Consider the following 21,941-nt stretch of genomic DNA (forward strand, 5'->3'; position numbering starts at 1 on the left):
ATGGGACCTCGCGTGGCCCGCGTACACATGGGCGCTGGTGGTCTCGGCGTTTCCACGGGTGCTGGCCCYGTCGGTTATTACAAGTCCCTTCGGGTCGGGGGTGGYGGCGCTCGTCGGCGAACCGGAACCGCTTCGGCCAACCAGCAGTTGGCTGCAGCCCGCGCCGCCCGCGCCTCGGACAAGGAGGCGACCGCACACGCGCTCCATCAGCAGATCATCGCGATCTCGAACATCCACCGCGAAGGCTTCCCGCTCGCAACGCGCCCCTTCATTCCTATGCCTCCGCCGATTGACGCAGGACCGATCTTCGAGCGGCACGAGCAACTCGCCAAGGGCGCGACTCGCCCGTTCGGGCAGAAGCGCAAGGACGCACTTGCCGAGGCCCAACTAGACGCCGAGAAGGAGTTCCTCGCCGCCACCGCCACACAGACGACGCACCGGGTGCAAGCGCAGCGTGCGGCAGACGCAGTGTGGCAACTACTCGAGGCCTGCGACCCCGACGTCACCCTCGACGTTCTCGCAGCGGCCTTCAGCGACAACGATGCCGCCGCCGCCGCCGTCGGCATCACGGGCACTCAGGTGTCGCTGGTGGTGATCGTGCCGCGGGAAGCCGACGTGCCCGACCGGATGCCGACGACCACCCAGGCGGGCAACCTCAGCCTGAAGAAGTTGACCAAGGCCGAGCGAGCCCATCTCTACACGACCCTTGTGTGCGGACACCTGATCGTCACACTCAGGGAGGCGTTCGCTGTCGCCCCCGCCCTCACGTCTGCCCAGATCGTCGCCGTACGCGCGACCCCACCAGATGTCTACGGCACCGTCCGCGCCGAGGCGATTCTGGCGGGCCATTGCGACCGGACGGCCCTTGAGGGCGTGCGGTGGCAGCGCGCCGAATCGGTTGAGGTCTTCAACGAATGCCTGACCTCGCGTTTGATCGTGCAGACCGGCGCATCAAGGGCGCTCCAGCCGATTCCGGCCGCGGGCGAACCCGAGCTTGCTGCCCTGCTCGACGCGGTCAGGTTCGACCTGCGTCCCTGAACGCAGCTGGGCGTCGGACCACGCCGTCGTTGCCCGCGCGCGGCTGCTCCGCTCGGCGGCCTGGGGTTCGACCTACTCAGCCCCTGGCGCGCGCAACGTGAGCTCGCCGGCGCCCGCCATACTCGAGCGGTGAACTCTGACGAGCGGCGATTTGAGCTCATGATGTTGAACGACTCGGATGACGCCCGCCTGTTCGTGGAGTTGTCCAGCCACGCGGCCGACCTGGTGGAGGCCCGCGACTCGCTCGAGCTGGCGCTGCGGAGCATGCGGGATCCGGACTCGCCGCTTCGGGATGCCGAGCGCGCATTGGTGGCTAACGCGACGATGGCATATTGCCGCACGTTCTTTCCCTCAAAGGTCCGCCGGCCGGTGACCGCACTCGTCGAAATCCCTCGCGCGTTCGTCGCGACGCATGAGCTTGTGGCGATGTTTCGCAACCGCACCATCGCGCACTCGCAATCCGACTTGTCGGTTACGTACGCGGTCGCCGTCCTCGACGCCGAGACACAAGAGGTCCTCGATGTCATCGGGCCCAGTATCCATAGCCCGATGCCGCCGGAGCACGTGCACGCCTTCCTCGGCCTCGTCGGCGCACTCGAGCGCGAACTCGACGAGGTCATCGATCCGATCCGAAAGCGCCTGATGGATCAGCTGGTCGCTGAACACGCCGCCCACCTCGGCGGCCCTCGGCGAACAGTTCGGGTAATGCCGGCCGACGCGTTCGAATCCCGGACGACGCGAGCACGGTATCCCGTATCCCATCCGATCTACCTAAGCAGTGATTCTGGCCTTTGAGCCCCACCCCTCGAGCTTCCAACACGGTGGCGGCGGACATGGGCGACCGGCTGATCTGCAGGCCTGCATGCGTCGATCCGTTGGTCCAGACGCGATTCGGGACGATCCGTTGCCATGGTCAACGGGGCCGCTGCCGCCGCGGGAACGCGCATCTGCACACCGACGAGGCCACCGGTCACGACGGCGGTCCGCCTAGCGGCGCCCAAGCGTCGGAAGCCCGCCCGAAACCTCGCCGCGCGGACGAGAGGCGTTGTCGGAGTGCCGCCCGCTGCCCTTGGCGCACCGGCACCACGTCGTGACCCGGCCTGTGTTTACCAACCCCGGCAGCATCGGTCCGGTCACCGTGGAATCCAATCGGATCCGCTCACAATCCGGCCTCAGGTGTCCGCGCCGCAGACCGCTGGGACCGACCTCCAGCCAGGCGTCAGGCGGCGCGTATGGCATGCGGCGGAGCGTAGCGCGCGACGCCCAGACTCTGCCACCGAGGAGGTGCACGGCGATTTCGGTGGCTCGCTCACACGTCTTCTCGCACCACTCGACCCCGGAGATCGCAGAACGTCCATTTAGGTTCGACGCAAAAAGCATGGACTGCTCGCCGGGCGAAGGGAGCGGACCGTGTCCGCAGCGCCCTCGGCACAGGAGTCGGAACTCCTGCTGAAAGCCACCCTCGTGATCGCACCTCGGCAGGAGGACCAGATTTCCGCTCGCGCGGGAGCAATACTTGAGCATGACGTCGACAGAGCTCTGCATTCACGAGATGGCGATGGAGACATGCGGCCTGTGTGCACCGAGGAGCCCGGGTCGGCGTACGGTGTCAGTTCAAGTCCTCATAGCTCCGAGCCGCAAGGCCCACCTCGACGGCGGTTGCGCTCACAAGGATGACGACGACTTCTCTGACTGGGGTGTCGTGAGCACGGCAGACGCATGGCAGTCCGTCTGCAATGGCAACGCGATCCATGCCGACCCGCCTTCACGATTAGTCTCGACCAGCGCCTGCAAGGACTGCCAAAGCGGACCGCTTGGCTAACGCGAAACCGCCGAAACGCCGCTCTCCTGCGCCTCGACTTGAAGCCACGGGCGCTCTGGGCGCTCAAGCCGGATGCATCGTCGTCGGTCGCGACGTTCGACACTCAGGCGCTTGGTCCGCACGCGCGCGACCCGCGTGGCGCATGCAAACGCCTGACCGCGACCGCTCGGGCGGAGGACAGTCCGATATGCAGTCTTCACAGTTTCGCGTGCGTCCACGTGTCGACGGAGCACTCGACATGCGACGATGCGGACAGGTAGACAGATCAGGAAGCAGGCGGCCGTGGCTGCAGTCCTTGTACATCCGTCCCAGGGCAAGGGTGACGGCCAGTTGAACGCTGGGCTATCGCTGCTCAAGCCTGTCCTCTGGCAGAGCCGGCAAGATCTCTATGACGCGCTCGCGCCCGACGAACGGATCCAGATTGAGCGCCGACACGGCGATCAAGCTCGATTCTGGGGTACCTATCGCCATAACCTAAAGAAGTATCAGCGTGTCACTGAGGGCGATCTGGTTCTGTTCACAGGTGGAGGCGGAATCTGGGCGACCGGAACGATCGGCTTCCAGTTCAAGAACGCTCGATTTGCCGCTGCGCTCTGGCACAGCCACCCCGAGAAGGGGATCTACGAGTACGCATACTCGGTCGACGACTACGCGCTCGTCCACATTCCGTACGCGCTTGTGAACGAGGCGCTTGGGCTCAAGCCCAGCAATCATTTCCAGGCAATGGCTTCGTACGAGGGAAAGCAGGCGGATGCGGTGTATGCCGCCCTCAGCATTTAGCAAACTGATATCGCTCAACGGGCCGGCCGTCATGACCGTCGCCTATCCGGGCCCGCTATCAATCGGAGTAAATGTATCCGAAGGACCACTMCACCGTCGCTCGTCGTCGCAGTCAGTCCTCAGTTCGAGGAACCCTGACTCAGAGGCGGATTGGAGGAACCTCGGCGGACGACGGCGAATGCCCGATCTGCAGGTTCGTCGCCGCGCATTCGACGCGTCCGGCATGTGTTGAGCCGATTCGCTGACGTGGTCAACCGAAAGGCACGCGATCCCGGAATGCCCGTCGTCGACCGAAGAGCCCACGTGACGAAGCGGTCGATCGCGTGACCTGAGCGTCCACGTTGCGAGGGGCTCATCGCGCGCCCCTGCGGCGTAGCGCCGCTCCTGTCGCGCCTGTCATCCAGAACGTGCCCGCTGGCACACTCAGAGCATGAGGACGCAGGCGACATTCCGGATCGCCGGGACGGACGGCAGGACCTCGGCGCACGTTACCGACCTACTCGGGCTAGTCCCGACACTCTCAAGAGAGGCTGGCTCTCCAATCAGCACGCAGTCCGAGGCGACCTATGACGAGTCCCTGTGGTTTCTGAGCAGCGCCGTCGAGCCGCAGGACGACGTCGAGCTCTCGGTGCAGTTGGGTATCCTGTTTGACCAGCWCGACCCGGTCGCTTCCCGCCTGTGGGACCTTGTGGACGCCGGCTACTGGGCCAACTGGTTCTGCTACCTCGGATCGCACGCGACCGAGCACGCCGCGCAGCTCGATCGCCTAACGATGACCCGTCTGCTCGCGCTCCCTGGCGACCTGTGGATAGATCTGTACCCATCCGAGCCAGATGACGATGGCACCAGCCCTATTTCTGCCGCCACGCTCGTGACTCCGGCTGGCCCGTGTCGCCATTGTGGGTACCAGACGGTGTACGCCGGTATCCGTCTGTTGCATGCCCGACCGGATGGCGGTCCCGGCAACAGGCAGTGCCGGGCCAACCTCTTCTATTTCGACGAGGAGCGTTGGCTCGAGAATCCACCCCAGCTCAGGAACAAGGCGGCGGAGCTGCGGCGCAGCAAATCCTAACTAACAGTCAATGGGACCTGTCTTGCGCGAAGAGGCGCTCCACGGGTGCGACGTCTCAATCGTGTTCGCAGGTGAGCGGACCGTCCGCGCTTGGTCCGACGCGGAATAATCCGGGGGGCGATGGCGCCGCAGCCCGAGCGCCCCGTGAAACTCGAACGAGCTCCTGAGTGTCGGACGTCGCCCAGGAGCCATCGAGGTTCATGGCGGTCATTCCTCTTCGTCGTCCTCCAACCCCTCGCCGAGGATGCCCTCGGTGTCGGTTGCGACCAAGACCGAATCAGCCACGATCATGCTTAGCTGCTTGACCAGGTCCTCGTCGAGCTCAGACTTCTCCTCGATCTGGTGAATGCGGAACAGACCGAGCGCCACGGGGATCATGTATGCAGACTTGCGAGTCTCCTGGACGGCCGCCGTGTAAGTCCGGTTGCTCAGCACGTCTTGGAGCTTGTCGAAGTCCAGGTTAAGGAATATGTCGACGCCCTTTCCCGTCTCGTCCACTCGACCTACAGAGCKGGCATCGAATTCGTGCGAGTCCCATTGGTCCTTGCCCACCCATGACACCTCGGGACCGACCGGGACCACCTGCTTGATCGTCTTTTTGGTCGTCTTGTGCCCGGCGCGCCCAGAGCCGCCCTCAGGCTCGCGCGGAGCGATCACCGAGAGCTCGACCATGTCGACCAACTCGTCGCCGGGAACCTTCAGCCGCACCGTCAGCTTGTAGTCGCCCAGCTCGGCGTCCTCGCTAGCAGCAACGAGCCACTGCGCGGAGCCTCCCATGAGCTGCGCACGGGTCGACGGGTAGACGTCCTTCGTCTCGCCCGCAGGGCCCTCGACTGTGATTGTGAGGTCCGCGTCGTGGTCGGGCAGGTAGCCGTTCTTGGCGTCGATGTTGACCATGAGCCGCTTCTTGGTGCCGCCCTGCGTCACTACCAGGGTGTGCGGGGCGAACTCCAGCTTGGTCGGAACCTCGGGGAACGAACTGTCGTCGGTGTCGCGGAACTTGCCCTCACCGCCCGCCTTGCTCTTCTCTCCGTCAGCCTCGACCTCGATTTCGACGTCGACCTCCGCAGTGCGCCCACCGAGCTTGCCGATGATCTTGGCCAGCTTCTTCAGATCCTTCTCGCTGGCCTTGCTGGCGGTGTCCTTCAGAGAGTCCTCGCGGAGCTTGTCCTGGAGGGCCTGGAGGTTCTCGTCCTTGATGAGCAGATCAGCGAGCTCCTTGAAGATGCGCTCATGCATGGCTCCGCGCAGCCGCTCCCGGGTGGAGGCGAAGGCTCGAATCTTGGCGTCCTGGCTCAGGAAGTCCGCCTCGACCTCGATAATCACGCGGGAGTACAGGTGCGGGTACTTGCACATCCGCTTGATCCACTCAGCCTTGCCGGAGTCCTGTCGCTGACCGTTGAGCGTCACGACGATTGCGCTGTCAGCGTCCACGAACGCGGAGGCTGTGTTGGCGCTCGGCTTAACGCCCTCCTTGTCGATGACCCAGATGTGCACCTTGATCTCGCCGTCATCGCCGAGGTCGATGGTKGCGCGGTTCTGGTATGCGACCTTCGATCCCTGGGCGCTGTCGTCCCCGGCGGTGCGCGACTTCAGGGCACCACCGACGCCAACCATGGTGCGCCGACCCGGCGTCTTGTCGATGTCGCGGTTCGACCCGAGGTAATACGGCACTACTGGCTCGTAGAGAGCCGCGTTGTAGTACTTGTATTGGTTGAGCAGAGGGCCCTTAATCCCCAGGTCGTACTCGATGTGTGTGATCTGCGTTCCGAAGGAGAGCTCGACATTGTCTGCAGCAGCCACGTCGAGAGACAGCACGTTGTTGTCGGCATCCACAGCGAAGAAGTACGCCGGGGTTCGCATGTCCGCCGTGTAGACCTTCTTGACGATCGTGACCGCGACGCCGTCCGCCTCACCATCGAGCAACTCAGGGTGGCGCCGAGACACGATCACAGTGCCGCCCTCGGCGAAGCCCAGCGCGTTCGACCCGCCCCAGCCGTACATGCCCATGAGGAAAGGCTTGTCGCGCTTGTTGCCCCGGTGGATGGAGAGGATCGTCTCGGGAAGTCGCGACGGCGTCTGGCCGATACCTCGGTCGCGCATTCTCGCGGTCGGACGCTCCGGCACGCCCGACTCCACGAAGTCGATGGCGATGTCCTCGGCCAGCTTCTGCCGGTCGGGGATAGACAACTCGCCCACCCCACCGGCAGGCACGCCGAGAAGCGCGGTCGCCGCCTCCGCCGGACTGCTCATGGCACCCGCCATCGCCGAGATGTCGGTGCCGTACCTCAGACGCGCCTCCTTCTCCAGCACTGCGTCGATCATGTTGGTGATTCGCTCGTTGAGCGAGAGCCGACTGTCGGACGCAGCGTTGATCGCGCCGAAGTTGTCCTCCATATCGCCAACCGGGCGCCACCTGTAGGCACCCCGGCCGGCCAGCATGTCTTCCAACGCGACAAAGTCGCCGCTGGTCTTGGCCTCGAGGGCCGCCTTGAGCATGTCCAGGTCACTGACCACTGGAGGGTTCCTTTCCGATCGTGCAACGGATGGCCGTCACCATCGTTTGGATGTGAGTGATCTTGTGATCCCGCGAGCATCGGCGTCGCTGCCTTGGCTTGCGACATGCAAATGTCCGGGCGCCACGCTGACCGCCGACGTGCCTCGACCAAACTTCAGAATGCAGCGACATCGGAAGCCGCTCTCGTGCAGGCGGGCAGGGGCTCCGCACGTCAGTGGCGCCCCTGCCGTTGCGAGCTCACGCGGCGCTGGACTCACCGTCGTCGGACTGCTCCTCCGGGCGGAACGTCGAGTCGCCGGCATCGGCCTCGGACAGGTAGGTGTCAAGGATGTCGAGCGCGGTCTCCAACCGCGTCGACCACTCGGCGCGCTCCGAGACGTAGAACCGCGCCCGATCGTCAGTGCTTTCGATCTCGCACATTCCGACAACGAACAGCAGGACTTCGATCGCCGCGCGCAGTCGCGGGGTCGCGTCCTGACCCTTGTAGAGCCGCGTGTAGAACTTGTGAGCAGTGTTCAGGTAGATGACCCGCGAACCACCCAGCTGGTCGGCGCGATAGAAGGGCGCGCCGGGGAGGTGCTCCTCCCGCACCGCGTAGGGGCGCCCTTCCGTCTGAGCCMTAAGCTCCTTGACCACCTCGATGGCGGGGCGCCCAGTCTCCTCGGCGACCTTCTCGGCCTGCTCCTCCAAGTTCCTCTCACCGAGCTGCACAAGGCGCTCCCGGTCGGCGACGGGCGTCTTGGAGAACTTCTCCGACTCCGCCATGGCCTTCTCGGCGGGCTTCTGCCCGCCGCCCTCGTCCTCAGGGCCCTTCAGGGTCCGCTTGTCGGTGTCGTATCGACTGCGCATCTGCTTCACAGCCTCGATGAGCCCCTGGTCCTTGAGGATCTGCCACATCCGGTCACTGAGGACGACCTGCTGCTTGGAGGTGGTGATCGAGAATTCCTCGTCCAGCGTCGGCGGGAAGTCGAGCTCGACGCCGACATACCGATCGTCGTTGTTGAAGTAGATGAAGCTGTGCTTGTAGTTCACGACATCGATCTGCCTGTGGTTCCGCTTTACGATGATGCCGTTATTGTCGGCGCGCACACGGAACCGCGCGTTATTCTTTCCGCGCTCCTTGCTCTTGTCCAGCTGACCGAACCTCGGGGGCATATACGAATACCGAATGACGACCGCGCAATCCTCACCCTTGGAATTCTGCACCGTGAAGCGCGCCTCCGGAAGTGCCTCGGCACGCTGGTCGTCGTCGTCGTAGTACATCGCACCAGGGGTTAGGAACAACGGGTCGATCGGCTTGATCTGCCGGCCGTCGACGTGGATGTTGAGCGTCCGGAGGTAGTCGCGATAGGTAACCCCGAAATGCGGCGTGAGGTTCTGCTGAAGACCGAGAGCCGTCGTCCAGCTCAGCCGGTCAAGCTTCTCCATGAAGACGATGGTGTTGGGCTCGAACGCGAGTTCCTTGAGCCGAGCAGTGAGCGAGGCGGGCAGCTTCGCCGGCCGCGCACCCGGGATGACGATGCGGTGGCCGTCGTTGTACTTGCCCTCGCTCATCTCATCGAGGTCCAACGTCACGCCGTGGAACTCCGTCGTGCCCGCCGGCTTGGAGTACACCGAGAAGCTCCGGCCGAGGCTGACCGCTGAGCTCGGGAGGCCGTAGCCGTACCGGCCGAACCCGTTGCGGTCGTCCTCCCGGTGCGTCCCTCCCCACGCCATGGAGAGACGGATCATGTCGGGCTCCATCCCATGGCCGTCGTCGGCGACAGCGAGCCACTCTGGCTTCTTGCCGCTCGTGTCCCAGAACACGTGGATGTTGCGGGCACCCGCCTGGTCGGCGTTGTCGATCTGCTCGTCGAGAGCGGTCGCCGTGCTCTTGTACCCGAGATCGCGCATCCCCCGGACGAACGCGGAGGTGTKGGCGATGCCGAAGTCGTGCCCGTTCTGCAGGAGATTCTCGACGAAGCTGCGCTGAGCGACGAGGTCGGGGTCCGGCACGGCGGGAGTGGTCGCGGTCACGGTGGGCTCCTTGAAGTAGAGGTCGAATTGGGACGGCGTGAGAGGGGCGTCGGTCATGCAGCCACCTCCTTGTGAAGGCAGGCGAGTCCGGACAGACCGGCCGCGAGGGCACGCCGGTGGTGGACATGGACGGACTGGCGGCTGATGCCGAGCACAGCCGCAACCTCAGCGAAGGTGTGGCCCTCGTAGTAGTGCAGCCAAATGACCCGGCGTGTCGTCGACGGCAGGGTGGCTACGAACTTGCGGACTGCCGCTCCTGCACGGGGATCGAATTCGAGGTCGTGGGCGGCGACGGTCAGGCGACCGTTGGGGTCGAGGTCGTCAGGCGAGGTGCCCATTGCCATGGCGTACCGCTGGCCGTGCTTGCTGCGGACGTTCGGGTGGTCACGGACGACGTGCTGGGCCGCACCCAACAGGTACGGCCAGAGGAAGCCGTCCAGCGGGATGCCTGTCCCGGGCCGATAGGTAGGCAGCCGCCGGAGGAGTTCCTCGCGGACGGCCTGCTCGACGTCGGCGACGTCCTGGCGCTCCGGTTTCGCAGCGAAGGTGGCGCGGCGGACGAGCCTCTCGTTCTCGGCGGTCACACCAACATTGGTGACGGACAAATTCACAATGGCCAACTCGACCTCCATGTTCGTGCACCCGGGGGTGCGCGGAGGGAGGTCGAACCCCGCCATGGGGGTACGGGCCATCTGAGTCCGTCACTCTTCGCAGTCTGTCGCGACCACGTTGTGAGAGGACCTCCTGGTCTCCGACTAGAGAGTGCCACGGAAGGCCTGAGATGTCAGCTGACAGTGTTCGACGTCAGCCGACAGTGTTCGACGTCAGCCGATCGGGTGACGGGAGCAACCGGCCTGCGACGATGCCAGACCGTCGATGCGTGGCGCTTGGGGTCACCGAACTCGCGCTTACCCTGGGCAACCCTCTCCATGAGAAGCTCCTCGCCAACTCACGCCGGCGGCTCCTCCGCGCGGGTCAGCTAAGGCGCCCCGGAATCGCCTCGATCACGACTGCTACCAAGCGTTGCATTGCCTTGCCCACCTGCCGTCTCCTTCCGTGGGACGACGGGCGCGACTTCATCTCAATGCAGAGGACGAACGAACGGAGAGTTGCCGCTCAACTCCATCGTCGAGACGACGACGGGTACTGCGACAAGTACCTGCGCGATGCGCTCCTCGAAGGTTCCACCAGCCGTTCGCCCGTACTTGTCGGACACGTACTRATGCCAGCGGGAAGGGTGCCGCGGCTCGCCGCCGACCATCCAGATTTTGGAGATCCCTCTCTCAAGAGCACGATCGGACAACCACGCCACCTGCGCGCGCATCCACCGCCCGGCATCCCCACTCAAACCAGCGACGCCCCAGCCCGCGAGCATCGCATCGGCGCCGTCCAACGTGGCCTCCATCTGATCACGGGCCAGATCCCACCCGTGACGTCCCTGTCTGTTGAGCTCCACAACGGACGGAGTTGCGACAGTGCAGAGGTTCGCCATCACCGCGCAGTCGTAGCCGAGCACGTTCGCGGCTCGTGCGACCGCGTTGCGGCTTCGGGTGCCAGCGGTCGTCGCGGGTGGGTTCAAGAGAACCGCGACGAGCGTGCGCTCCCGATCCTCGCCCGTCGGCTCACCACTCCGAAGGAGGGCGGGCGGAACGTAGACGCTCGTGTGCAGCATCCGGACCGCCGTCCTTCCACGGTTCGTCCCAATCCACCTCGGCTCGATCGAGGTTCGGATCGCCGTCGGCATGCGCAAGTACCAGGGCGCAGTCACGGTTCGTTGCTTGCCCCTTGGTCTCGCCCCAGATACGGCTGACCTTGCTATTCGCGGGAAGGTCGTCCTCGACGATGTCAATCAAACGGAGACCMGTCTGATCCCTGATTTCGTCCCACATTTGCCGCRCAAGGGGCAGCGCGTCTTCCTTACCAGGGTCCTTTACGTCGCCGATAACCAGGACGGCAACGCCGTCCTTTTTCAGGACCCGCTGCACGCCCAGAGCTGTGCGGCGCATGAAATCGCAGTACGAGGCGTAGGTGTGCCCGTGATCAAGCACAGCGTTGAGCTTCTTGCGGCCCTCACCCTGCTCGCGACCCACCTCGTCGATCCCGAGGAGCCACAGACGGATCCAGTTGGACTGGGCGTAGTTCACCACCTGTAGATACGGCGGCGACGTCACAACGAGGTCGACCGACCCCTCGGCAAGCTTGGAGCCGGACAGCAGTGCGGCAGCATCCGAGTGGTGCGCGACGCCCGCCGATCCGTAGTCGTCGTCGAGATATAGCCTCGCGAGCTTTTCCCGAAGTCGTTCGAAGACATCCTGGTCGAGCTTCTGCAGGCCATTCTCTCGGATGAATTTCTCGACGTACGTCGGCGACATGCTGAACGTGTTCGGCATGCTGATACTCAGGTACTGGCTCGTGCCATCTCGTCGCCAGCCGCCGTGCATGATGCCGGCGAGCGACCCGGCGACCATGAACTCAGTCCGGCTCCAGGTCGTTATCTCCTTGGCGAGCAGCTGCTCCCGAATGAAGCAGAGCTGGGCAAGCGTTTTGTCGTGATACAGCATTCGGATGTCCGGCGACACGTCGAGTTCGGTTGGGGGCCTCGTCGCCTTGAACGCCCGCTCCATCTCGTCAACGAAGCCATTTGCCTCGTCCCATGTCGGCGGCTCGGTCTTGGCACGCGACAGCACGTAGGCCAGCGGACTCAGATCGTTGGCGATGGCCTTGCGCCCCTCGACGCGCGCCTGTAAGGGCGTGGTCCCACGTCCGCTGAAAGGGTCGAGGACGACATCGCCAGGCTCGGAGTACTGCTGGATGAACTGGTGAGCGACCTTCGCGGGAAACATCCCGTGGTACGAGCACATGGTGTGCATCGAGTGACCCCAACGCGAGCCAATACCGTGCCAAAGAGTTCCAGCCGACGTCGTTCCACCGTCGATCGACTCGCGCTGTGGAGAGTCGAAGTATGCGTCATCAGACCAGTCAGTCATCGCGGTCACGATAGGTACGCCTCGAACGACTTCGCGGCAGCGACGAGCACCGGCTCGTTCGACTCCTTCGACACGCGCGACAGGTGATTGCGCGCCTCCTTGTACTTCTCCTGCGTCACCTGACCCGCGGCACGCCGGAGCCCCAAATCACGCTTGATCGCGCGAACATMCTCACCGGCGTTGAAGCATTCAGCAGGGAGAGCCTCGGTCACCATCTCAATGAACTTGAGCGGGTAGCGCTCGACGCCGCCGAGACGAGCAGCATCCGCCACACCGGCTATCCAGAGGTCGGGGCTCTCCCCCTTAGCGAACTTCTCCCGGAGCGCCCGCTCCAGGCCCTCGTCAGTGAGTCGAAGCCAGGCGTACGGGTTCGAGGACGGGAACACGCCGACGTCCATCAGCTCGACGATGCGTGCAGATAGTCCGCCGCGCTCCATGAGACGCCAGAGTCCGGTGTAGTTCCGGAGCGTGGCGGGTGAGACGCCGATGTAGCGGGCGATGTCGACCTTCAGCACGTTCTCGGACTTGTGCAGGTGCTCCACCAGGGTCGCTAGCTGACTGGGAAGCAGGTCTTGGTAGATGTCCGACTGGAAGCGGATCTCATAGCGGAGGTCGTAGTCGAGCAGGTACGCCGCAATCGTCTCGAAGCGGGTCGAGTCCTTCTCGCGGATCGCCTGAACAGCGCGGAGGCGAAGGGCGCCGTCGATCACCAGATAACCGCCGTCGGGATCGGCTGCCACCTTCAGTGGCTCCGCCAGTCCGATCTCGTCGACGGACGAACGTAGGCGGTCTTCAAAGGACTTTGCGCTGCCGGAGCGCACCAGCTCAGGACTGAGCTTCAAGTCTCTAGGGGCGACTTCGATGAGCTTCACTGCGCGACCACCGCGTACGTCGTTCCGCTCTTCGTCAGCGCGGTAGGGAAGCTGAGCGCAAGCTGGCGAAGCCGGTCCTTCAACGTGCCGTTGGGTAGTGCGACCAGCGCTTTGCAGGCCCAGTTGAGCAACGCGACGCGTTCGCCGAGCCTCTTGGCGCCGAGCGCCTCCAGCTCTTGCCAGTTGAGCGCGACGAAGAGCGCCTCGAGCTCCTTGGTTCTGATGGACAGACCGGAGATGATCTCCAACACGGCCGGACGCTCCGGCGAGCCGACGTGCCGTGCGATAACCGCATGCATGGCGAGACTGACTTCTCCCGCCCGCAACGCCTCGACCTCGTGTGTTGTCGCGCCGTCGAGCTGCGCCAGCAGTCGGCGCACGGTAGATGGGGACAGACCAAATCGGCGAGCAATGGCCGAGGTCTCCTCACCCTCCTGCCGAGCTCGCTGGATGAGGAGCGCGCGGTCGACCGGGCGCATCTTCAGCCGGGCTACGTTCTCGACCAAGAACTGCTGCACCTTCTCGGTGTCCGCGTAGGTGTCGTCCACGACGATCGCCGGGATCGTGGTGACGCCAAGCAGGCGGCAAGCGAGCGTCCGGCCCTGCCCCTTGATGAGCAGGTAGTCGCCGGTGCTGTCGGGAGCGGGCCGGACGGTGATCGGCGTCAACACCCCGAACTGCTGGATGGACCGCTGGAGTTCGCGGTGGCCTTCGCGATCGCGTTTGCGGCCGAGGCCGTCCTCGGGGCGGATCCGGTCGACGGGCACGTACCGAACCGGGAACGCGTGGTGGTCCTGCACCGGCCTAGTCGTCGTCTCTGCAGGCGTCGCCGCCTTGCTCGCCGCTACCACGGACGCCCACCCTTCGACTTACACACGCGTGATTCTCTCAGAGTTTCGGGACCAGCCAACGCACGCTTCCGGCGGGTCGCCACGACGCTTGGAGAGGACCCTCATCGCAACTCAGCTGACGGTAGACGCAGGGTCTGACAGTGCCAGCGGAGGCGCTGGCGCCGGCCGTCTAGGCACCCTATGCGCCTCACGAAGCCGTGCCGCTCGAAGTCCACAAGGTGCGTGGAGCAGACTAGCTCCATCACCACGGACTCCATCCCAAGCTCGCATGAGCGCCTGACACGGGCCAGCCCGCCGCCCACGGCCGATCAACACGCTGACCCGACGGCGCTCCACGACTCGGCGCGACGCCGCCTCTAGGCTCGCCAACGGCACGAGGGAGGCAGTTGAAGTGGTATTGCAGGACTTGGGTCTGCAGACCAGCTATCGGTCCGGGCGCGACGCCCTGATCGATGACTTCTATGTGCCCTGCCTCCAGGAGGCGATCCGCTACGACCGTGCGGTCGGCTACTTCTCAAGCACCCTGTACCACGTCGTCGGCCTCGCGTTCACCGACTTCGCCCGCCGCGGAGGGCGAATGCGACTGGTCTGTTCGCCGGCGCTAACTCCCGACGACTTCGACACCATGAAGGAGGCGGACGATCTCGGCCGCCGTGCCCAACAGACCGTCCGCGAGGACCTTGAGCGCCTACTCAGCAACCCGGCAGCCGTGCCAGCGACCAAGCTGTTGGCCACCCTCATCGCCAATGACATTATCGACGTACGCATAGCGTTCGCCGACAAACCCAGCGGTCTTTTTCACGACAAGCTAGGTATCTTCGAGGACGTAGAGGGCAGGCGCGTCTCTTTCAGAGGCAGCGCCAACGAGACCTGGCGTGCGTGGGGCTACAACCACGAGTCGTTCGATGTCTCATGCAGCTGGCGCAACGAGCAAGAGCTATTGCGCACGCGGGAGCACACCGACAGCTTCCAGGAGATATGGCGTGGTAGGGAACCTGGCGTACTCATTGCGCGGCTCGACGAGGTCACCCGCGAACAGCTCCTGGCCATTGCCGATGACGATCTCGATCACGCGATCGACGAGGTCCGCCTTCACCAAGGGCGCAAGCTCAACCAGGTCGTCGGCCGGCCACTCATGGAGCACCAGCGCCTCGTCCTCGACGACTGGAAGGCTCACGACCACCACGGCATCGTCAACTTTGCGACAGGCGCGGGAAAAACCCTCACGGCCATCGAGGGAGTCAAGCTTTGGACAAACGACGGCGGCGCCGCGGTCATCCTGGTGCCTGGACGTGATCTGCACGCTCAGTGGATTCGTGAGATAGAGGCCGAACTGGGCAACGTGCAGATCCTTCCTGCTGGCGCTGGCAGCAACAAGAGCGACTGGATGCAGCTCCTGCCAATTTACTCGGCTCCCGGCAACTCGGCCGAGCTGCGTCGCGTTGTCGTGGCGACTTACGCGACGTTCGCCTCTGACGACTTTCAACGTCGCTTGAAGTCCGGTAGCCATCTGTTGGTTGTCGCGGACGAGATGCACCGCGCTGGCAGTAGAAAGGTCCTGCCCGCTCTGGAGCGGACGGCCCGCGGCGCGACCTTAGGTCTGAGCGCGACCTTCCGCCGCCAGTTCGACGGCGAGGGCAYGGACCGGCTGATCGAATTCTTCGGCGACGTGCTTTCACCCGTCATCGGCCTTGCCGAAGCCCTGATGCTCGGCCTATTGGTGCCCTACGACTACCGGCTCCATGAAGTCACGCTGGACGACGATGAGCTGGCAGAGTACGACCGACTCACTAAGCGGATCGGCCAATTGATGGGCCAAGGCGAGGCGCTAGGCGATCCGGACGGCCAGCTTCGGATGCTGCTAATCAAGCGCGCACACGTCCTCAAGCAGGCGCGAATCAAGGTTCCAACGGCGGTCGAAATTCTGAAGACCGAGTATCAGGCAGGCGACCGGTGGCTCGTCTATTGCGACGACAAAACCCAGCTCCATGACGTCATCCACGGCTGCCTGGACGCTGGTCTTCCTACACTCGCCTTCTACTCCGGCATGCCCAGCGACCGCGACACGGTGATCCGCAGCCTTGCCGACCACGGCGGAATCGTCGTGGCAATCCGCTGCCTAGACGAAGGCATCGATATTCCGGTCACCGACCACGCCCTGATCCTCGCCAGCTCGACGGTTGAGCGTGAGTACATCCAACGACGTGGGCGGGTGCTCCGACGCGCTGCAACCACCGGCAAAGTGAGTGCCGAGGTGCACGACCTGATGCTGGTCGACACGACAGGCGGTGCCTTGACGAAGAGCGAGGCTCTGCGGGCGTTGGAGTTCGTCCGCCTGGCGCGGAACCCCGCTGCGCGTGAGCGCCTGAAGGTGATCGTCTCGCTAAGTCAAGATCCGGTCGAACTGCCAGATCTACTTGACGACGAAGAAGAAGGAGGAGACTGACCGCATGGATGTCGGACCCGACAACACCGGCCACGGTCGACAAGGTGCACTCGCGGCGCTCCGAGAGGTGGCGGCCAGCGCAGATCGGAAGCGGTTCGCGCTGGCGATCGACTCGTTTGAGCCGGAGGACTACGACGAAATCGTGCGCCTCGCATGGCGCTATCAGTTCGATGACGACCGCTCGAAGTTCAAGCGGGACCTGCGTGAGCTACAGGTCCACGTCAGCGAGCAGATCCTTGCCCGGCTGGAGTTGARGGAATGACGCTGCGCTTCGAAAGTCTCAGCCTAAAAAACTTCGGGCCCTATCGGGAGGTCAACGACCTGAGCCTGACCACCGAGCCGGATTCCCCGGTGGTGGTGATCCACGGCGAGAACACTCTCGGCAAGACCAGCCTGTTCCGTGCCCTGCGGTGGTGTCTCTACGGTGCCCCCGAAGCAGGCCGGTCCGCGGCAGAGTCGGCTCGCGGCCTGGCCGACTACATGAACCGCCCGGCGCGCGCTGAGCGCGAGACCATCATGCAAGTCGGGATGGATTTCAGCGCTAACGGTMAGCACTACCACCTGACGCGGACGGCCACCTTCGACGGCGGCGTCGCCCCTCGGGTAACGGCGGATCTACGGATCGGCGCTGACGTCGTGCAACAGGCGTCGATCGAAGCTGAAGTCGGCCGGCTACTGCACCCCCAGATCTCCGAGTTCTTCCTCTTCGACGGCGAGCTCCTGCGCGACTTCTATGACCGCCTCAACTCCGACCGCGAGCGTGACCTGCTGCGGAACAGCATCGACAGCGTGCTTGGCATCCCGGCTCTGCAACTGGCGTCGCGGGATGTCGAGGTCATGCGCAATGACGTTATGACACGCCAAACCAAGGCCATGAAGAACCGACAGGAGGCCGAGACAGCTAAGCGGCAACTCCGGGAGCTCAAGTCCCGCCAAGAAAGCCTGGAGAAGGATCGATCAGAGATCGCGACTTCCCTTCGCAAGGCGCAAGTCTCTCTTGAGGACGTCCGGGAGCGGATTGCCGCAGTCGATGACCTCAAGGCAGACGCCCGTGAGATGGAGGGGCTTGAAGCCCAGATCAAGGGCGGCGAGGCCGAGGAGACGGCGCTACGGGAGGAGATGCGGGGCCTGCTAGTACGTGGCTGGCTGGCTCCCGCGAGCTCTAGGCTCACCGGCGCATTGCGTGCCGTCCAAGCAAAAAACGACGCCGCGCAGTTGAAGCAGGCCGACATCCAGGCCGCGCGCGACCGAGTCGACCTGCTCCAGAAGCAGATCAAGGGCGGCAACTGCCCGCGCTGTCACCAGGAACTCCCGCCGGCGGATGCGTCCACTCGGCAGGACCTGACCRTCGCCGAAACCGAATTGAACGATCTCCGGAACGCCGCCGGCGACGGCCCGGACTTGAACCTTGAGCGACGGATCCAAAGCCTGATCGACACGCAGACGATCGACTCTTACCGCGACAAGCAGTCACAGCTAAACAGGGTGGTCGCCACGCAGTACGACCGCAGTCGACGCCTGAGTACCATCAAGGACCGCCTCAAGGACAACGATGCGGCGGCGATCCGGCAGCTGGGCAACGAGCATGATCGGCTCGAGCGGGCGGTCGAGTCGTACGGCAAGCGGCTGCTAAGGCAAATCGACGAAGAGAACAAGATCAAAGCCGAACAGAACAAGTTGGCAGGTGTCCTTGCGAGACTAGGAGGCGGGCAGCCAGCGCTTGCGGCCGAGGCGTACTTCTTCGAATACGCGTCGGACCTCGTCACCCGGACAATTGACCGGTACCAGGAGCGAACGCGTGCCGAGGTGGAGTCGACCGCCACGGCCATGTTCATGAAGCTAATTCACAACCCCGAGGGTTACGAGGGCATCACTATCGGTCGCGACTACCGCGTCGACCTTGTGGGCAAGCGCGGGCCGTCGATGAAGACAAGCGAAGGTGGCCGACAGCTCATCGCGCTTTCTCTCATCGGCGCTCTCAAGCGTGCGGCCGTGCGAGGAGGCCCGGTCGTGCTCGATAGTCCGCTTGCACGCCTTGACCTCCAGCACCGCGAGAACGTACTCAACTCGTGGGTGCCAGAGCTCGGCAGCCAGGCAATCCTTCTTGTGCAGTCCGGAGAGCTCACCGAGGACCATGCTCGAACGATCATGGGCAGCCGTATCGGCCAGGCCTACCGCATCCGCCGGCCGAACAACGATCCTGAGGAAGCCACCATCGAGAGGACGCAATGATGGCCAACGACAAGGACGACAAGAAGCAGATTGGTCTCACGCCGGAAGCGAATGACTCCATCGTCACGATCGCTGCCGACCACTTCGGCGGCAGCCAGCAGGACGCCTACCGATTCGCCATCGCCTACGCGATCGGCGCCGGACTCGATCCGGATGACGCCCCCGCAGGGGGCTACACGACGAAGTACCACGCCGAGGCGGTCGAGAGTGGGACGAGCCTGCGGGACCTGTTCCAGATCTTGGGGATCGGGGATTCCGACCGACCGTTCGCGACGGCCGAGAAGCTGGCGGACGTTGGTGTGCGGGACATGGCTCGGCGCCTCGACGGCAACGAGACACTCGCCGACCTGCTTAGCGACGAAGGCGAGGGCGAGTAGGCAGCTGACGTCACGCACCTTCACCTCTGAGGTCCGATCGCCAGACACTGATTCGGCACGAATTGGCGAGACCGAGGATGGCGCCACCAAGTCAGCTTCGGCCGCCTGGGGCTCACCCAGCCCGGGCTGCGATCCCAGGAGCGCAGCCCCGTTTGGCATGTCGGGCGAGATCCTGGCTGCTCATGCGTGATCTCCGCCTGCTGCGCACTCAGGTGCGAGTGGCGTCGCACGTTGGGCGCTCGACCGTCGTGCCGCAGGCCGGGGTATGAGTCACCGAAGTAGATCTTCGGTCGCTCGCACGAGCGCGCGGGCGGCGCGGCTCTGACGGCGCTGCCGGCGACGCATTGAGACGCCCCACACCCGGTCGAGCCGACGAGCGCGCACGGCCTCGTCGCGTCGGGCTGCCAGCAGCTCGCTGGGATCGAGGTTGTCGACCAGGTCCAGGCCGGCGCCGTGCCGGTGGACGAGCGCGTAGCTGCCAACGAGGAGGCAAACCTCGGAGAGCCAGATATCGTCAGCGACGCCAGTGCGCACATCGATGGCGATGACGCGCTGGCCGGCCGGCGAGCTCTCACGCAACTCCACGACGCACACCAGGCTCCATCCAGCGGCATCGGCACGGTCGCGGAGATCCTGCAGGTGGCGAGCTGCGTGCCGGTCGAGCACGGGCCGTCGGCCAGTCCTCCACACGCACGACGCGAGCCACAACCCGATCAGCACAGCGACCGCCTGCCACACCCGGACGGCCGCAGCGTGCAGGTCCGGCGCGACTGCCAGCGACGCGCCACCTCTCACAGACAGCCCTGCGAGCATCGCGAGAGCGGCTCCTGGTCCGACCAACGCGCGAACCCAGCGGCCGAGCTCGCTACCCATCCTTTTGGCCACGACGTCACCGTCTCGCCGGGATCCGACACTCGTTCACCAGAGCCCCTGAAACCTGTGGACGACGAACTCGAGCAACCGGCCTGTGGACGGCCGCCCGCACCTCGAGCAACGCGCCCTCGGCGAGCAACCGGGCCGCAGTCCGCTGGAGGTCGGACGGCATCTCGGGGCCGAGCGCGGATCGCTCGTCCGTGATCCCGTATCGCTCGCGGTAGGCCGCCGCAGTCTTAGCTCTCTCGACCCAGGCGTCGCGGCGCGGAGCTTCCGAAGGGGGCGGCACCAGGTCGTCCAGCCACGGCGCCATTGGCAACTTGCTCGCCGTCACCCGCGTGCTCGCGCAGACGAGCCGCGCCACCGCCACCGCGTTGCGCGCGGCGGACCGAGTCCACCGTGGCGAACTGACCGTGCCAGCCATGCTGATCGCGGTCGTGCTGGAGCAGCACGGCGACACCTTGGCGTCTGCCGTGATTAGGCATCGGACGGTGCTCGGGTCGCTTACCGCTGGCAATGACGCCGTGGTCGGCCAAGCCCGCGAGATCGGCACGGCCGTGCGATCCGTCCTCCTCCCACTCGCCCGGCACCCGGTCGAGGCCCGAGAGGCCGCACCATCTCTATGCGGTTACACGCGTGCCACGGCGGTCGCCACGGCAGCACTCACCCAGGCGGCGGATGCAGCCGTCCGATCCCGCGCCGTCGCGATCCGCGATCCGTCCGAGGACCAGCCCTACCCGTGGCGGTTCGCCAGTCGGTCGGACGTGATGCCGTTCCTTGAGCTGCTGGAGCAGGCGACGATCGAGATTCGCAGTGGTCTCTCAAGCGTCGCCGCCATCACCCAACCTGACCGGGCGGCTGGCCCGGTCGCAACGGACGCGACGACCGCATTGCGGGCAGCCCTGGAGCGCCGCCAGATCGCGCTGCGGCCCCGAAGTCCCGGGTGGCCAGTACTCACGAGTGATTATGCCCAGGTCCACCGCGCCGGGTCCCGGACGTGGATCGCGTGACCGGTGACGGCTTCCTTGCCGGTGGCGACGAACTCGACGGGGACGAACTCGTCGAGCTCGTTCTGGGGAGGCGGCCGCGCCCTCTCGATTGGTCTCGTCTCGACCACGAGGACTTTGCGGCGGCCCATGCCGCCCTCACGGAGTGGGTGGGGTGGCTCGTGCTCCGCTACGGCCTCGATCATCGCGACGTCCCTCCATGTTGGGCTCAACACGGCGCGCTGATCGAAGAACTCTCTGCGCTTCACACCGCTCACCAGGCGTCGTTCGACCCGGGCGGCAGTCCGATGGGCCCAGCCGAGTGGCACCAGATCCTGGGCAACGCGCGCGCCCGTCTGCAGCTCTGGGCGGCCCGCACCGGCTGCAGGCCGGCAGAGCACCGGCCCGATGTAACGCCGTACCGGCCCTAGCCTCGGTTACGACCCCGGTACCGGACCTGGCGAGTCGGCTCACTTGGGCCTCCAAACACCATCGATCGTCTGCGGATCGATTCCTGAGCCGACGTTTCGGGGTGATTCCGGTTTCAAGGCGTTTGACGTTCCGGAAGGTCCGCCGCGACTACCCCTAGACTCTCGGGTCGCTGGCCGCGGGGCCAAAGCCCCCGCCGCCGCCTCGGACAACACCGGGTCCTGCATCGGATGTTTGACCCATGCCAATCGACACTCGGGGGCACTCGCTGATCGACGAGCCGAGCGGACTGGGAGCTCGGTTTTCGGCCGCTCCGCGGCCGCGTCCTGTCACACTCGGCCCATGGGACAAGAGGCCGCTGACCAGCGCATTCAGGGGTGGACCGCACCCGCCGTCTGGGCCCGCACCGAAACACATGACCGCAACGAGGTCCGCCAACTTCTCGCACCGTCGCAGACGTTCGACCTCGGGCACTCTGGAACTCTGACCGGCACCGTCGAGCTCCGCAGCGCATACGGCACGTGGCCTGCCTCGTCCGTCGACCGGCCCCTCGACGGTGGGATCCTCTGGGTTGAGCTCCCGCTGGGCTACCGCGTCGGCGACCCCCTCGTTCGCGCCCGTTGGCGGCGGCCGGCCGACCTG

At 65.0% G+C, this 21,941-nt stretch carries 18 protein-coding genes; 10 read left to right on the forward strand and 8 right to left on the reverse strand.

Translation table 11 applies throughout. The features are described from left to right. Positions 1-147 precede the first annotated feature (147 nt). The 4 genes from ACXJKF_RS14110 to ACXJKF_RS14125 all read left to right on the forward strand — a co-directional run bounded on the left by ACXJKF_RS14110 (position 148) and on the right by ACXJKF_RS14125 (position 4,712). Positions 148-1,038 (forward strand): hypothetical protein, encoded by an 891-nt coding sequence (locus ACXJKF_RS14110; RefSeq protein WP_456788337.1) that lies wholly within the window; start codon positions 148-150, stop codon positions 1,036-1,038. A 129-nt stretch (positions 1,039-1,167) separates the two neighbouring features. After that, positions 1,168-1,833 carry a hypothetical protein gene (locus ACXJKF_RS14115; RefSeq protein ID WP_456788338.1) on the forward strand — a complete coding sequence of 222 codons (666 nt, stop codon included), beginning with the start codon at positions 1,168-1,170 and terminating at the stop codon, positions 1,831-1,833. Positions 1,834-3,142: 1,309 nt separating this feature from the next. After that, on the forward strand, positions 3,143-3,640 hold the full coding sequence (locus ACXJKF_RS14120; RefSeq protein ID WP_456788339.1) for a hypothetical protein: 498 nt from the start codon (positions 3,143-3,145) through the stop codon (positions 3,638-3,640). A 430-nt stretch (positions 3,641-4,070) separates the two neighbouring features. Continuing rightward, positions 4,071-4,712, forward strand: a complete 642-nt coding sequence (locus ACXJKF_RS14125) for a DUF4279 domain-containing protein (RefSeq protein WP_456788340.1) — start codon at positions 4,071-4,073, stop codon at positions 4,710-4,712. Between the two features lie 207 nt (positions 4,713-4,919). Here ACXJKF_RS14125 and ACXJKF_RS14130 read toward each other — a convergent pair whose 3' ends face one another. The 7 genes from ACXJKF_RS14130 to ACXJKF_RS14160 all read right to left on the reverse strand — a co-directional run bounded on the left by ACXJKF_RS14130 (position 4,920) and on the right by ACXJKF_RS14160 (position 13,905). Beyond that, positions 4,920-7,229 (reverse strand): COG1470 family protein, encoded by a 2,310-nt coding sequence (locus ACXJKF_RS14130; protein ID WP_456788341.1) that lies wholly within the window; start codon positions 7,227-7,229, stop codon positions 4,920-4,922. Positions 7,230-7,467: 238 nt separating this feature from the next. Continuing rightward, the gene (locus tag ACXJKF_RS14135) at positions 7,468-9,303 is read right to left on the reverse strand and encodes an ATP-binding protein (RefSeq protein WP_456788342.1); all 1,836 of its coding nucleotides are present in this window, start codon (positions 9,301-9,303) and stop codon (positions 7,468-7,470) included. After that, entirely contained in the window at positions 9,300-9,878 is a 579-nt protein-coding gene (locus tag ACXJKF_RS14140) for a sigma-70 family RNA polymerase sigma factor (RefSeq protein WP_456788343.1), read from the reverse strand. The genes ACXJKF_RS14135 and ACXJKF_RS14140 overlap by 4 nt, the downstream gene beginning before the upstream one ends. Before the next feature lie 449 nt (positions 9,879-10,327). Then, on the reverse strand, positions 10,328-10,918 hold the full coding sequence (locus ACXJKF_RS14145; protein ID WP_456788344.1) for a hypothetical protein: 591 nt from the start codon (positions 10,916-10,918) through the stop codon (positions 10,328-10,330). Continuing rightward, a complete protein-coding gene (locus ACXJKF_RS14150) occupies positions 10,869-12,233 on the reverse strand; it encodes a DNA methyltransferase (protein ID WP_456788345.1) in 1,365 nt (454 codons plus the stop codon). Before ACXJKF_RS14150 ends, ACXJKF_RS14145 begins: the two co-directional genes overlap by 50 nt. A 5-nt stretch (positions 12,234-12,238) precedes the next feature. Then, positions 12,239-13,105, reverse strand: coding sequence for a hypothetical protein (locus tag ACXJKF_RS14155; RefSeq protein ID WP_456788346.1), 867 nt, complete (start codon positions 13,103-13,105; stop codon positions 12,239-12,241). Then, positions 13,102-13,905, reverse strand: coding sequence for a ParB/RepB/Spo0J family partition protein (locus ACXJKF_RS14160; protein ID WP_456788347.1), 804 nt, complete (start codon positions 13,903-13,905; stop codon positions 13,102-13,104). Before ACXJKF_RS14160 ends, ACXJKF_RS14155 begins: the two co-directional genes overlap by 4 nt. 442 nt (positions 13,906-14,347) lie before the next feature. On the opposite strand from ACXJKF_RS14160, the gene ACXJKF_RS14165 reads away from it, so the two are divergent. Genes ACXJKF_RS14165 through ACXJKF_RS14180 form a run of 4 tightly spaced genes read left to right on the forward strand, consistent with a single transcriptional unit; the run spans position 14,348 to position 19,011 of the window. After that, a complete protein-coding gene (locus tag ACXJKF_RS14165; protein ID WP_456788348.1) occupies positions 14,348-16,402 on the forward strand; it encodes a DEAD/DEAH box helicase family protein in 2,055 nt (684 codons plus the stop codon). A gap of 4 nt (positions 16,403-16,406) precedes the next feature. Continuing rightward, positions 16,407-16,664, forward strand: coding sequence for a hypothetical protein (locus ACXJKF_RS14170; protein WP_456788349.1), 258 nt, complete (start codon positions 16,407-16,409; stop codon positions 16,662-16,664). Continuing rightward, on the forward strand, positions 16,661-18,634 hold the full coding sequence (locus ACXJKF_RS14175) for an AAA family ATPase (protein ID WP_456788350.1): 1,974 nt from the start codon (positions 16,661-16,663) through the stop codon (positions 18,632-18,634). Before ACXJKF_RS14170 ends, ACXJKF_RS14175 begins: the two co-directional genes overlap by 4 nt. Continuing rightward, entirely contained in the window at positions 18,634-19,011 is a 378-nt protein-coding gene (locus ACXJKF_RS14180; protein ID WP_456788351.1) for a hypothetical protein, read from the forward strand. The genes ACXJKF_RS14175 and ACXJKF_RS14180 overlap by 1 nt, the downstream gene beginning before the upstream one ends. A 270-nt stretch (positions 19,012-19,281) precedes the next feature. On the opposite strand, the gene ACXJKF_RS14185 is transcribed toward ACXJKF_RS14180, so the two are convergent. Then, the gene (locus ACXJKF_RS14185; RefSeq protein WP_456788352.1) at positions 19,282-19,824 is read right to left on the reverse strand and encodes a hypothetical protein; all 543 of its coding nucleotides are present in this window, start codon (positions 19,822-19,824) and stop codon (positions 19,282-19,284) included. A gap of 380 nt (positions 19,825-20,204) precedes the next feature. Here ACXJKF_RS14185 and ACXJKF_RS14190 point away from each other — a divergent pair, with 380 nt between their 5' ends. Further along, a complete protein-coding gene (locus ACXJKF_RS14190; RefSeq protein WP_456788353.1) occupies positions 20,205-20,894 on the forward strand; it encodes a hypothetical protein in 690 nt (229 codons plus the stop codon). Continuing rightward, the gene (locus tag ACXJKF_RS14195) at positions 20,891-21,301 is read left to right on the forward strand and encodes a hypothetical protein (protein WP_456788354.1); all 411 of its coding nucleotides are present in this window, start codon (positions 20,891-20,893) and stop codon (positions 21,299-21,301) included. Before ACXJKF_RS14190 ends, ACXJKF_RS14195 begins: the two co-directional genes overlap by 4 nt. Positions 21,302-21,941: the final 640 nt, after the last annotated feature.

The sequence above is a fragment of the Cellulomonas sp. P5_C5 genome, assembly GCF_054049655.1.

Bases quoted from the DNA above. Each gene is read 5' to 3' on its own strand.
- ACXJKF_RS14185 (WP_456788352.1), bottom strand. From the start codon at position 19,824: ATGCTCGCAGGGCTGTCTGTGAGAGGTGGCGCGTCGCTGGCAGTCGCG.
- ACXJKF_RS14180 (WP_456788351.1), top strand. From the start codon at position 18,634: ATGGCCAACGACAAGGACGACAAGAAGCAGATTGGTCTCACGCCGGAA.
- ACXJKF_RS14140 (WP_456788343.1), bottom strand. From the start codon at position 9,878: ATGGAGGTCGAGTTGGCCATTGTGAATTTGTCCGTCACCAATGTTGGT.